9 protein-coding genes are annotated in these 12,587 nt (G+C 72.3%); 6 read left to right on the top strand and 3 right to left on the bottom strand.

What is annotated here, in order from left to right; genetic code table 11:
- Positions 1-10: 10 nt before the first annotated feature.
- From E4P41_RS00040 to E4P41_RS00030, 3 genes are all read right to left on the bottom strand, one after another.
- On the bottom strand, positions 11-1,513 hold the full coding sequence (locus E4P41_RS00040; protein ID WP_135138841.1) for a hypothetical protein: 1,503 nt from the start codon (positions 1,511-1,513) through the stop codon (positions 11-13).
- Positions 1,513-2,142 (bottom strand): Wzz/FepE/Etk N-terminal domain-containing protein, encoded by a 630-nt coding sequence (locus E4P41_RS00035; protein ID WP_135138840.1) that lies wholly within the window; start codon positions 2,140-2,142, stop codon positions 1,513-1,515. Before E4P41_RS00035 ends, E4P41_RS00040 begins: the two co-directional genes overlap by 1 nt.
- A 97-nt stretch (positions 2,143-2,239) precedes the next feature.
- Positions 2,240-3,157 (bottom strand): alpha/beta hydrolase, encoded by a 918-nt coding sequence (locus tag E4P41_RS00030; RefSeq protein ID WP_167760840.1) that lies wholly within the window; start codon positions 3,155-3,157, stop codon positions 2,240-2,242.
- 559 nt (positions 3,158-3,716) lie between these two features.
- Here E4P41_RS00030 and E4P41_RS00025 point away from each other — a divergent pair.
- From E4P41_RS00025 to E4P41_RS00005, 6 genes are all read left to right on the top strand, one after another.
- Positions 3,717-5,252, top strand: a complete 1,536-nt coding sequence (locus tag E4P41_RS00025) for a sugar transferase (protein WP_135138838.1) — start codon at positions 3,717-3,719, stop codon at positions 5,250-5,252.
- 289 nt (positions 5,253-5,541) lie between these two features.
- Complete coding sequence (locus E4P41_RS00020) at positions 5,542-7,434, top strand: hypothetical protein (RefSeq protein ID WP_135138837.1); 1,893 nt, start codon at positions 5,542-5,544, stop codon at positions 7,432-7,434.
- A 50-nt stretch (positions 7,435-7,484) separates the two neighbouring features.
- Positions 7,485-8,987 (top strand): lipopolysaccharide biosynthesis protein, encoded by a 1,503-nt coding sequence (locus E4P41_RS00015; protein ID WP_135138836.1) that lies wholly within the window; start codon positions 7,485-7,487, stop codon positions 8,985-8,987.
- Positions 8,988-9,153: 166 nt separating this feature from the next.
- Positions 9,154-10,599 carry a hypothetical protein gene (locus E4P41_RS00010; protein ID WP_135138835.1) on the top strand — a complete coding sequence of 482 codons (1,446 nt, stop codon included), beginning with the start codon at positions 9,154-9,156 and terminating at the stop codon, positions 10,597-10,599.
- Between the two features lie 521 nt (positions 10,600-11,120).
- A complete protein-coding gene (locus E4P41_RS21815) occupies positions 11,121-11,291 on the top strand; it encodes a hypothetical protein (RefSeq protein WP_167760839.1) in 171 nt (56 codons plus the stop codon).
- Positions 11,292-11,366: 75 nt separating this feature from the next.
- The gene (locus tag E4P41_RS00005; RefSeq protein ID WP_135138834.1) at positions 11,367-12,236 is read left to right on the top strand and encodes a hypothetical protein; all 870 of its coding nucleotides are present in this window, start codon (positions 11,367-11,369) and stop codon (positions 12,234-12,236) included.
- The last annotated feature ends 351 nt before the right edge of the window (positions 12,237-12,587 follow it).

Genomic DNA, 12,587 nt, shown 5'->3' with positions numbered 1-12,587 from the left:
GTCGTACTGGCTACTGGCGCGGGATGGACGGCCACCGGTGCCGGCCGGTGCCCCGTCGACGCGTCGGATCGTCGAGGCCGGTTCGGGAGCGGTCGTCCCGGGCGGCGACGCGGAAGGAGGCGATGATGCCGGCTGCCACGAACGCGAAGGGGAAGGACGGGGCCGACACGAAGACCGGTGCGGCCGCGGACTCGACCAGCAGCAGGATGATCCAGCCGATCCCGGCGACCCGCATCCAGCGCACCAGTGGCTCCTCGCCGGCCGCGGTGGGGCGCAACAGGCTGACCAGCATGCAGCCGAGCCCGGCCGCGAAGCAGACCGCGCCGAGCCAGCCCGCCTCGCCGTAGATGGCGGGCCACTGGGAGTCGTTGAGGAACTGACCCGAGTCGGGCCCCGGACCGAGGCCGTAGCGGTCGGGGAAGCCCAGCGAGTAGTACAGGGGGCTGTAGTCCTCCGCAGCGGTCGAGCTGCCGTACCTGCCGAAGCCCGCACCGAGCGGGAAGTACTGCGCCGCGACGGTCAGGCCTCCCTCGGTGAGCGCCGAGCGGGCGGAGTCCTGGACGAGATAGACCTCGATGTCGCCGCCGATGAGCGACACGAGGGGCGGTGCCGCGATCAGCGCCGCCAGCGGAGCGGTGCAGAGGAGTGTCGCGATCCCGACCGGCCGCAGGAAGCGGGCACCGACGGCGCCCAGTGTGGCGAGCAGACCCACGATGGACTTCACCTGGAAGGTGAGGACGGCGAGTCCGCCGCTCACCGCCAGGAGCACCGCGTTGGCCAAGGACCGGCGGACGACCAGTCCGTACACGAGAGCGCCGACGGCCAGCACGCCGCTGAAGCGGCTGAAGGCGGCGGGGTGCTGGAAGATGCCATTGATGGCCGGGATGGGGCCGATGTAGCTGATCGGAGCCCGACCGGTGGTGAGTTGCGCCCAGGCGGCCGGCGCGATCAGGTTCAGTGCGCCGGAGATCGCCACGGTCATCACCGCCGCGATGCCCAGGCGGATGACCGTCACGAGGTCCTCACGGGTCCACGGCAACTGCGCCAGCGCGAACGCGAAGACCACGCCCTTGAGTGCGATGAAGGCAGTGGGCGCGGCCGTGGCCGCCGACACCCCGGCCAGTGCCGAGCTCAGCAGGCCGGCGACGAGGTAGCCCAGGAACCACCCGGACCCGGGCAGCCAGATCAGTCGTCCCTCGGTGACCAGGCGGCGGACGCCGAAAGCGACGGCCGCCAACGCCACCACACCCTCGTCCGCATAGCTGCCCAACGAGCCCAGCACGTTCTGGATCGGCGTGGACAGCACGATCACGAGCACGGCCAGCAGCGCGAAGGCCTTCGGACGGAAGGCGGCGACCAGCAGGGCGAGGATCATGCCGAGCAGCAGCATCGGCGTCAGCGGGCCGATGAAGAGAAGGCTCGCGACCGCGACCGTGCACGCCGCGGCGGCGCCCGCCCAGGCCGGCCCGGGCGCTGTGCCGGGGCCGGTCCGGCGATGCACCCCCGTTGCCATCAGCGGCCCCGCGTCCCCGCGGCCAGCGCCTGACGGAAGACGATCACCAGGAAGGCCACGACGAGGCCGATCGCGAATGCGACGATCAGGTTGACGACCAGGTCGGGGGAGTCCGGGTCCTCGGGGATCTCCGGAGGAGCCACCACGGTGCCGGTCGCCTGGATCGCGCTGTCCGTCGGCGTGCTGCCTGCCGAGCCGGTTCCCTCGAGCTGCTCGATGAGGCTGGCGGCGATCGCGTTGGCGAGCTCGGCCGCGTCCGTCGCCGACTCGGCGGCGACGGTGAGCAGGATGATGGAGGTCTGGGGGATCACCTCGGCCGAGACGTCCTCGACCAGGTCGTTGGTGACGACGTCCACGCCTGACCGCTCGATCGCCGGGTCGAGGACGGCGGGCGTCTCCGCCAGGGCCGCGTAGGTCGCGACCTGGTCGCTCACCAGCGCCGCGGCCTGGACGGCGTTGCCTCCCGTGTCGGGCGAGACGGCGGGGGTCACCAGGATCTGGGTCTCGGCCTCATAGCTGGCCGGGGTGATGGTCGTCACGGCCCAGCCGGCCGCCAGGGCGACCACCACGGTGGCCACGATGATCAGCCAGCTCTGCCGGACGACGTGGAGCACCTCGCGCAGCTGCATCAGGCTCGAGGCCTCTCGGCGAGATGCAACAGAGCCGGTGCGGTCATCACAGTGATCCTCTCGGGTGGTGCCGTCATGGCGCGGTCGGTCGGGTCGATCACAGGTGGTCGCCCAGGAAGCTGCGGACTTCCTCGCGCACCTCGGTGCTGAGCAGTGCCGTGCCGTGCCGTTGCGTGTCGACGACGAGCAGCTCGGCCGGGACGTCGGCAGCCTCCAGGGCCGCCGCCATCGCGGCGGCCTGCTCCTCCGGGACCAGCTCGTCGGTGCCGTTCACCAGCAGCATCGGTGGGTCGGACGGGTCGACCCCGGTGATCGGCGAGGCCGGCACGGACTGTGGACAGTCCGCTGCGGAACTGCAGCCGAGATAGTTCAGCACCAGTTCCACGGCCTGCTCGCTCGGCTCGCCCAGCTCCAGCCCCTCCGGGGACATCACCGAGACGCCGCTCAGCGAGACGACCGCGGCCAGCCGCTCACCGGTGTCGAGGGGGCCCTCCCCGCGGGTGGCCAGGCTCTGCGCGATGATCGCGCCCGCCGAGCTGCCGATGGCGCCGATCCGCGCCGGGTCGATGCCGAAGCGCTCCACCTGCGCCGGTTCGCGCAGCCAGCGGACGGCGTTGGCCAGGTCGTCGACCTGCGCGGGGAAGGTGTACTCCGGGGCGAGCCGGTAATCGATCGAGAACGCGGCCTGGCCGAGCTCTGCGGTCAGCTCGCAGAGCTCGCGCGCCCCGCCGCTGGCGCGGTCGCCTTCGGTGAAACCGCCGCCGTGGACGATCACCACGGCCCGGGTCGGCTCCTCGGCATCGGTCGGCAGACAGGCGTCGAGTTTCAGGTCCACCTCGTCGTCGGACCAGTAGGTCAGGCCCTCCTGGATCTCGACGTCGGCCGCACCGGAGTCGGGTCGCTCCGCCGGCGCAGGCGAACAGGCGTTCAGTGCGGCCGACAGCGTGATCGCGACCAGGGCGATCAGCGGTGCACCCCGACGCCGGGCGCGACCGGGCGTGGCAGGGGGGATCACGTGCATCAGGGTGTCTCGAATCCGTGGGGCGGCGACGGACGAGGCCCCAGTGGTCGACGAGTGCGTGACCGGGTCCCGCGCCGAGGCCATCGGCTGTTCAGTACTGCGCTGGCTGCGCACTTCATCATCCTGTGCCGGAGGGCATGGCATGGATGACAGCCGAGTGAACTTAGCGCGCTCGGGCGCCCGGAGGCCGGGCAGTGCCCCGAAAGTGTCGGCCGTGTGATCGGATCGTTGCAGGTGGGGCCCGCGCCGCCCGGCTCGCCGGGGACCGCCCGGGGCCGGTGCAGTGACCGGATTCACGTGGGCTGTCGGGCAGGTGACCGGCGGGTGTCCACCGCGTGCCCTCACGCTGCGTTCCCGACCGGTGGTGCCCCCGTGAGCATTCGCGGGCACAACACGGAGAGTCACGGTCCATGCACTCTTTTTGGGGTGCCGCTGCCGGGATCACTTGGCTACCTTCTCTCTGCCGGTTGCGCAGCGTGGTCATCGGCGGTCCCAGACCTTTAGCTGCGGGTTCACGCTGGCCCGCGGTGCTGGCTGCACGGGGGTGCATTGGATGAGCGTGCTCGGCGAGCGGCACGAGGTGATCGGTCACAGGCGGCCCTCGGCGACCCGGCATGCTGGCACGGAATCCCGGCGGTGGCCGTCCGCGCTGCCCTGGCTGCGTGGCGAGGGCACGGTGGCCCGCCGCGCCTGGCGGTCGGCGTACGTGCGCCGGGTCGCGGTGGTGGACACGATGGCGGCGACCGTCGCGGCGCTGGTCGCTTACCTGGTCCGCTTCGGCTCGGCGGGGACCTCGCCGTCCGAGCAGCCGTCGTTGTTGATGGCGACCCTGCTCCCGGTCGTGTGGGTGGGGGCGATGCTGGCTGCCCGCAGCTACGAGGAGCGGTTCCTCTGGGTGGGTCCGGAGGAGTTCCGCCGCGTCTTCGGTGCCGCCGTCCTCCTCCTCGCCTCCGTCGGTACGGTCTCCTGGGCATTCCAGCTCGAACTCGCCCGCGGCTTCGTGGTCATCGCGCTGCCGCTGGCCACGGTGCTGACCCTGCTGACGCGTTACGGGCAGCGTGCCTGGCTGCACCGTCGCCGCGCGGAGGGCCAGTTCCAGCAGACCGCGATCATCGTCGGCCACCGCAGCGGCGTGGCCGCGCTGCACGCGCAGATCGATCGGGAGGCCTACCACGGCTATCGGGTGATCGGCTCCTGCATGCCCGGTGGGCGTCTCGCCGACGTCGCCACCACCTTCGACGGCCTGCCGGTGCTCGGTGGGCTGGACGACGTGGTGGAGGTGGTGCGCCGCTACGAGGTCGACACCGTCGCCGTGCTGCCGTCCCCGGAGCTGGACGGGCCGGCGCTGCGGCGGCTGGGCTGGGAGCTGGAGGAGACGCGGGCCGAGCTGCTGCTGGCGCCGGCGGTGACCGAGATCGTCGGGCCGCGGGTGCGGATCCGGCCGGTGTGCGGGCTGCCTCTGCTGCACATGGAGCGCCCGGAGCTGCGTGGGCTCCGGCGGGTGACCAAGGAGACCTTCGACCGCACCGCCGCCGCCCTGGGCGTGCTGGTCATCCTGCCGGTGCTGGTGACGCTGGGGTTGGCGGTCGGGCTGACCAGCCGCGGTGGGGTGTTCTACCGGCAGGAGCGCGTCGGCCGGGACGGGCAGACGTTCCCGATGCTGAAGTTCCGCACCATGGTCCCCGGTGCCGACCAGATGCTGTCGGACCTGCTGGCGCGGAGCGACGGCAACGGTGTGCTGTTCAAGATGAAGGACGACCCCCGGACGACGCGGGTGGGCAGGTTCCTACGGCGCTACTCGCTCGACGAGCTGCCGCAGCTGTTCAACGTCGTGCGCGGCGACATGTCCCTGGTGGGGCCGCGCCCGCCGCTGCAGTCGGAGGTCGAGCGCTACGGCTTCGACATGCATCGCCGGTTCCTGGTCAAGCCCGGCATCACCGGGCTGTGGCAGGTCAGCGGACGCTCGGACCTCTCCTGGGAGGATTCCGTGCGCATGGACGTCCGGTACGTGGAGAACTGGTCGCTGACCTTCGACTTCATGATCCTGTGGAAGACCCTCGGTGCGGTGTTGCGGGGAACTGGCTGCTGACGGACTCCTGCTCGGCACGTGTGTCGCACCACCGTCACCTTGCCGGCTCGTGCACGCCCTCAGCACGCGGAGACCACCGGAGCCGGCGGGGATGTGCTGCGATGCAGGCCACGCGCCACCAGGGCGAGGAGACCGTGGGAAGCTCTCGGCCGCGTCCGCCGGTGCGACGGCCGCCGTGTCGTGCCGATGAACACCGTAGTGCGGCTGTCGAGCCGCTTGGCAGGAAGCAGGGACGATGGTCGGACGTAGTTCTCCCGCTGCTCCGGGTCGGTCGCTCCGCCGTCACCCCGTGCGGGCCCGCCGCTACCTCCGGGCCGGCCTGACGCTCGACCAGTTCTTCGACGAGCTCAACGCCCGCGGTGTTCGCTACGCCGTTCTCCGGTGGTTCGAGACGCTCCCCGACGTGGACCCCGGGGAGGACGTCGACATCCTGGTGGCCGACGAGGACCTCGACGTCGTCGGCACGATGCTGGTCTCCCACCTGGTCGCCCCGCGGCGGCAGAAGTTCGACGTCTACACCATCTGGGGGTTGCCCGGCTCGGACTACCGCGGCATCCCCTACCTCGCCCCGGCGCTGGCCACGGGCATCCTCGAGCGGGCGGTCCTGCTCCGCGGCCGCTACCGCGTTCCCAGCCCGCTGGACCACTTCGACTCCATGGCGTATCACGCCGTCTACCACAAGGGGGCGCGGTCAGGGCTGCCGGAGGCGGTCGGTGCGGTGCCGCAGTTGGCAGGGGCCGCCGAACACGACTACGCCGCGGTCCTCGCCGGGCTGGCCGAGCAGAGCTCCCTGTCGGTTCCCGCCACGCTGAGGGACCTCGATGCCTACCTCGCAGGCAAGGGCCTGCGCCCGCCGCTGGACACCCTGGACAAGCTCGGCGTCTCCAACGACTGGCTGCGTCGGCACGTCGACGAGCAGTTCGGGCCGGCGGACGCCGGCATCCCCGGTCTCGCGGTGTTCGTGCTGCGGGAGCGGGCGGCGCACCAGCTCGACCTCCTTCGGCAGGAGCTGCTCCGGCAGGGCTGGGAGCCGCTGGAGACGGTGCCGCTCCACGGCGACGCGGCGGCGCGGGTGACCGCCGGTGTCCGGGGTGGCAACTGGGGCAGAGGGCCGTGGCCGGTCGGCGGTGGCCCGCCGGTCGCCTACGTCGTCGCCTACGACCTGAGCGCCAGCGTGCGCGCCGACACCGTCACCGGTGCGCCCCCGTACGACCTCGGCCGCGTGACCGCCACCAAACTGCGCATCCGGCGGCGGTTCCTGGACAGCATGCCCAGGGGAGAGCGGTGCAATCCGCTGCACAGCTCTGACCAGCCGCGCCAGGCGCTGGACTACCTCGCACTGCTGGACGATCCCGGTGTGCTGGCGCGCGCACGGGAGCGGATCGGGAAGACCACGGCGGCCATGGTGTTCCCGTATCCGGTCGTCGAGGTCATCCCGAGCGGACGGCGGCGTGCGGTGACGGCCGTCGTGGCACACCCGGAGTTCGGCGAGTGCATCTGCAAGCTCTTCTACCCCAGCGCCCGCCGTTTCCTCCTTCGGGAGCTCCGGGCCCGCACCGACTTCGCCGCGCTTCCCGAGATGCCGGCCCTGCTGGCGGCCGGCGACAACTGGCTGCTCTCCGAGCGGTACACCGACACGCGGGCGCACGTGCGACGGCAGCTCCCCGGCGTTCGACAGATCCAGCTGACCACGGAGGCGTCCTCCGCGCTGGCCGGACTCGCCGGCGCGTTGAACGAGAAGGGCGCCTTCCTGCTCGACCTCTCGCCCTTCAACCTGCTCAGTGATCCCAGGTACGGCCTCAAGGTGCTGGACTGGGAGTTCCTCCAGGACTACCCGGGCGAGATCCCGCCCGTCGTCGAGTCGCCCACCGTCGTCGGTCACGCGAAGGGCCTGTCCGGCGTCGACGTGCCGGTGGGCGTGAGCGCCCAGGGCGAGTCCGCGATGACGGTGTTCCACCCGGTGGTGAGCGGGCTCCCGGCCTGGGCCCTGCTGAGCTGGCCGGCGAGGTTGGTGCCCGCCGTCGCCGAGGTCGGGATGGTTCTCGGGTATCTGTACGTCGGGCTCCGGACGGTGGCCCGGAAGACCGTGCGCGGATCCGGGAAGCGGCTGCGGCGGCGGGTCCGGTTCCTGCTGGTCCGCGTCGGCGAGCGCCGGTCGGCCCCGAGGGGGCCGTCTCGGTGACTCCGGTACGGGACGCCGGCCCGGGGCTCGGCCGAACACCGGGCGGGTCCATGGCCGGCACGGTGTTCCGGGGACTCTCCTGGTCGATGGTGGGTGCGCTGGGCCAGGCGCTGCTGCAGATCGTCGCCCTCGTGGTGCTGGCGCGGCTCGTTTCGGTGGAGGAGTTCGGCATCGCCGTGGCGGCCGCTGTGGTCATGAGCTTCACCCTCATGCTCAGTGAGCTCGGAATCGGCCCGTCGCTGGTCCAGGCCCGCGAGCTGGACCGGACCGACATAGCCACCGCCTTCTACCTGGCCGCCGCGGTCGGGGCCGTGCTCGCCGGGTGCCTCATCGTCCTGGCCCCCGTGCTGGGGCCGATCGTGGGCCTGCCCGCGGACTCCTCCTACCTGCAGCTGCTGTCCATCGCCGTCGTCCTGGGCGGGCTCAGCGCGGTGGCCGTGGGACTGCTGCAGCGGCAGATGCGCTTTCGCGAGCTGGCCCTGGTCGGGCTGACTTCCTACGGTGTCGGCTACCTCGGCACCGCCGTCGTCCTGGCGTCGGCCGGTGCGGGCGCGGCCGCCCTCATCTGGGGGCAGATCGTGCAGGCGCTGCTGGCGGCGATCGGCTACCACGTGCTCGTCCGGCCCGACGTCCGGCCCCGGCGACTCGGGGCCATGGCAGCGAGCAGCAGGCGGATCCTGGGGTTCGGGTCGGGCTACTCCCTGGCCCGGTTCGGCAACTGGATCGGGGTCAACGGAGACAACCTCGTCGTGGCCTCGGTCCTGGGCCCGGCTGCGCTCGGCATCTACTCGCGCGCCTACCAGCTGCTGGTGCAGCCGGCCAACCTCATCGGGACGGTCGCGGACAAGGTGCTGTTCCCCTCGTTCTCCCGCATGCAGGACGACGGGCGGCGCCTGGCTCGCGCCTACGTCCTGGTCAACTCCCTGGTCGCGGTCCTCACGATCCCGGGCAGCGTGCTGCTGCTGGTGCTGGCGCCCGAGCTCGTCGACGTCCTGCTCGGGGAGGAGTGGTCGGCCGTGACGCTACCGCTCCAGATTTTCGCCGTGGTCTTGCTGCCACGGACCGCCTACAAGATCAGTGGCTCGCTCGTCCGAGCGACGGGCGTGGTCTTCCGCAGCGCATGGCGGCAGTGGCTCTATGCGGCCGAGATCCTCTGCGGCTGTTGGATCGGCAGCCACTGGGGCGTCGTCGGGGTGGCAGTCGGCGCATCGGTCGCCATCGTCCTGCACTTCACGACCATGCTCGTGTTCTCGGCCCGCGTCCAGCGGGGCATCGTCGGCGACGTCCTGCGGGCCTACGCCAAGTCCCTGCCGGCCGGTATCGCTATGGCAGCCGTGTGCTTCCCGCTCGCCGCGGCGCTGCGCGGGTCTGCGCCGGACGTCGTCACCCTGCTCGGCACGGCTGCGGCGGGCGTGGTGACGGGCGGGCTCGCGCTGCTGGGGTCCCGCAGGCTGTTCCGGGAGGAGCTCGCGACGCTGCGGACCGCGCGCGCCCGGCCGGCCCGCTCCGCCCCGGCGCCGGTTCCCGCGCCGTCCGGTCCTACCCGGCTGTGACCGCACGCCGCCCCAGGGTCCGCCGGGCGGAGTGAGCGGGCGACGTAGCCGGGCGGCCGCGTCCCGGGCGGGCCGTCGGGAGGGGCGCGTCGTCACACGGGGCTCACGCGCCTCAGTGGCCGCAGAGGATCACAGCGTTACGTAACCGTGATGATACGTTCTGTGCATGTCTCCCTCGCACCGCGTCTCCGGACCGAGAGTTCCGTCCTTCTCGCGCCGGATGCTGTCGCTCATCGGCGAGACCTGCACCCGTCCGGTCGCCCTGCTGGTCGCCCTCGGGTGCCTGGTTCCCCTCGCCGACGACGTCGCAGGGACCGTCGTCGCGTCCCCGGGTGTCGACCACGCCGCTGCGCGGTCCGGAGTTGCGGGCAGTGTCGTCGACCCGGCCGACCGGCCCGATGCGGAGGCGGCGGCGGCGAGTGCCCGGGTGCTGGTCGAGGAAGCGACCCGCAGCCTCCGGGCCGATGCGCTGGCGCGCGCACGGGCCGACACCCTCCCGCTGCCGACCCCCGCGAGGGAGACCGCGGCCGCTGCCCGCACCGCGCCCGACCCCAGCCCCACGCCCGGTACCGGGTCCACGGCCACGACCACCATGACCCCCGGTACCGGGTCCACGGCCACGACCACCATGACCCCCGGTACCGGGTCCACGGCCATGACCCCCGGTACCGGGTCCACGGCCACGGCCCCCGTGGCCCCCGCTGCTGTCACGGCCGAGACGGCCGCCGCCGCTACGACCGATCCAGAGGCCGGATCGGTGAGCGGTGCCGGTGGCCCGCTCAGCTGGGCCCCGCCCGCCGGGTACACCAGCTACCCCGTCAAGCGCGTCACGGCCACCGACTCCCTCACCACGGTGAACGGTCGCGGCGGCGACGTCTACGTCCAGCTGTCGCCGGACCACCCCGTCGGCCCGATCGCCATCACCGACTGCCGCAACGCGGTGGTGATCGGCGGGCACATCACCGTGCTGCCCTCGGCCACGGTGAACGGCGCCGACCAGCGCGCCATCTACGTGCGCAACTGCACCGGGACGGTGCACATCGAGGGCGTCCACATCGACGGCGCCGTGAGCGGCGCGCAGTCCGACGGTATCGCCGTGAACGCCCCGAAGGCAGTGCTGCAGATCCAGAACGTGCGGGTCGACGGTTTGCGCGGCGGGGCCAGCGGCAACCACGCCGACGTCTTCCAGCCCTGGGGTGGCGTCCGGGAGTTCCGCATCGACCGGCTGAGCGGCTCGTCGAACTTCCAGGGGCTGCACATCTTCGAGAACCGCGGCGAGATCGGCCGCGGGATCATCAGGAACACCGACATCGCCGGCACCGATGTGAAACCCATCGACAAGGGCGGCTACTACATCTGGACCGACTGCGACGACGACTACCCGCTGCTGTTGGACAACGTCTACGTCACCCCCCGACCGGGGCGACCCTTCAGCCAGTCCGTCTGGCCGTCGGTGACCCACAAGGAGTGCCCCGCCAAGGTCAGCGAGGGCATGGCCACGTGGCCGGCGGATGATTCGATCACCGGCGGGGTGCACGAGGGCAGGCCCTCGTCGGGTGCCTTCGTCCCGGCCGGAACGGTGGGTCTGGGATACACGTCTCCCGGATACTGATATTCCTGGCCCCTCCCGAGTTCCTGCTGGGCGGTGTCGCCCGGGTGACCCGGTGGTCGGCGTGTCGACCGTGCCCGTCGGAGCCCGGCTGATGGAGCTCTCGAATCGCCGTCCTGAGGGCGGCGTTCGAGCCCGACTCCGATGACATCCGTGCCTCTCCGGAGCTGGGCGTCGCCGCCCAGCTCCGCTCGCAGGCGCGGAGGTGCAGGTGACCGATCCAGGCGCGGTGGATGACTGGCGGCGGCTGCCGCCCAGTCGGAACGCGCCGACACCGCAGGGGACGCAGATCGCGCCGACGCGGTCCCGGTGCTCCCCAGTGACAGCAGTACTGCGGGCTGGACCCGGTCGCCTTCGGGCGGCTCGTCGCCCCGAGCGGTTCCTCGACGACCGCAATGTCCTGGAGCGCTACCGGCCGGACCCACCCTGCTACGGGTCGCCGCGCTGACCGGTCTCCATCGCCGCCGGAGCCCTGGTTCCCCCTCGCGGTTCCGTCGGGCGTGTCTCCTGCCGAGGAGGACGGCATGGCGGCCTGGGTCCTGATCGTCCTGCTGGTGTGGGTACCGATCGCGATCACGGTTGCCGTCGCTTGCGGCATCCGAATCGCCGACGAGCGTGGGGCCCCGTGGCCTTCACTCCTCACCACCGACCGGCCGATCGTGTTCCCCCGATGGCAGGAAACGTCGCACCGCTGACCCCACCGGTCACAGACACCCCGATGGTGTGACCAGCCGGTCGTGTTTCGCCTCGGGTCTGCCGATGATGAGCGTGTGTGGGCGTGGATCGTCGTGGGCCTGGGCGCCTGGCTGCTGTTCGCCGTCGTGCTGGCCCTCGTCGTCGGCCGCGGCATCCACCTCGCCGACCGGCGTTCCCCTGGCTCCGCCGCGGCGCTGACCAACGCTGGCCCGGCTCCTGCCGTGTCCGTCGTCCCCGTCCGCACCGGGCGCCGACGGGTTCCGCTCCCGCCGGTGGGTGTCGGCCTGGCCGCGAGCGCCGTCGCGTTGGAGACTGCCGGGTACGTCGCCCGGCTCTCCGGCGCCACCGGTCCCGCTGCGCGGTTGCTGTCGATGGATGCGCCCTACTCGCTGCCGCGGATGTTCATCGCCGCCCTCTTCGCCGCCGCCGCGTTCGCCGCCGTGGCCGGAGCCGCCCGAAACCCCGGGCGCCGTACCTGGTGGCTCGCCGTGGCTGCCGTCGCCGCCGCCGTCTCCACCGTCAAGGCCGGCAGCACCGTGCACGCCGATGCCATGACCGCCCTGGCCGGCGCCGCGGGCTTCGCCGGGGCGGTCGCGGTCAGCGCCTTCGTCGCCGCCTGCGGGCTCGCTGCGCTGACCTTCGTCAGCCGCACCGAGCGCCGCGACCGGCGTCGAGTCCTCGGCTGCCTGGCCGGCTATGCCGGAGCCTCGGTGGGGCTCGGCGCCGTCGCCGGCGTCCTGGATGGGCACTGGGCGGTGGCCGCGACCTTCCTCGAGGAGACCGGCGAGGCGCTGGCCGGCGTGGCGTTCCTCGTGGCCGTCCTCATCGGGGTCGCACCGCGCCTGGTGTTGCCCGCCGGCTGGGTGCTCCGCCGGGAGGATGACGCCGCGAGCCTCGAGGCGCCGCAGCGGCTGCCCGGCGCGGAGGGCGCCGCCCGGGGCTGACCACCGTCCCGCAGCGGAGGGTCGCGCGACTCTTCGGGCAGTGCCACGTCGCCGGACGTGCCGGCGTTCTGCGGCAGCGAGTCGCTGCACAGGCAGTCCCACGTCCGACCGGTGGAGACGGTGCCGAGGTGGACGACGTTGCTCAGGCTCGTAGGGGGGACGGCATCAACCGGGGATCCCCCACCACGGAGGCATGGCCGGGCCCCGGCTCAGCTCAGTCTTCCTGTCCCTATCGGTGACGCCTGGCAGGCGTGAAAATGTGGCCGGGTCGCCCGCCGACGTCGGTCTCCCGCCTGGGACACGATCCCGTAGCTCAGTCTGACGCTGGGGCCTGGACCTGAAGGGTCGCGC

The organism is Geodermatophilus sp. DF01-2 (assembly GCF_004571065.1).
Classification (GTDB): domain Bacteria; phylum Actinomycetota; class Actinomycetes; order Mycobacteriales; family Geodermatophilaceae; genus Geodermatophilus.
This window is presented reverse-complemented; position numbering and strand designations above follow the sequence as displayed.

Coding starts and splice junctions, on each gene's coding strand:
- E4P41_RS00040 (WP_135138841.1), bottom strand. CDS start 1,513: ATGGCAACGGGGGTGCATCGCCGGACCGGCCCCGGCACAGCGCCCGGG.
- E4P41_RS00035 (WP_135138840.1), bottom strand. CDS start 2,142: ATGCAGCTGCGCGAGGTGCTCCACGTCGTCCGGCAGAGCTGGCTGATC.
- E4P41_RS00025 (WP_135138838.1), top strand. CDS start 3,717: ATGAGCGTGCTCGGCGAGCGGCACGAGGTGATCGGTCACAGGCGGCCC.
- E4P41_RS00015 (WP_135138836.1), top strand. CDS start 7,485: ATGGCCGGCACGGTGTTCCGGGGACTCTCCTGGTCGATGGTGGGTGCG.
- E4P41_RS00010 (WP_135138835.1), top strand. CDS start 9,154: ATGTCTCCCTCGCACCGCGTCTCCGGACCGAGAGTTCCGTCCTTCTCG.
- E4P41_RS21815 (WP_167760839.1), top strand. CDS start 11,121: ATGGCGGCCTGGGTCCTGATCGTCCTGCTGGTGTGGGTACCGATCGCG.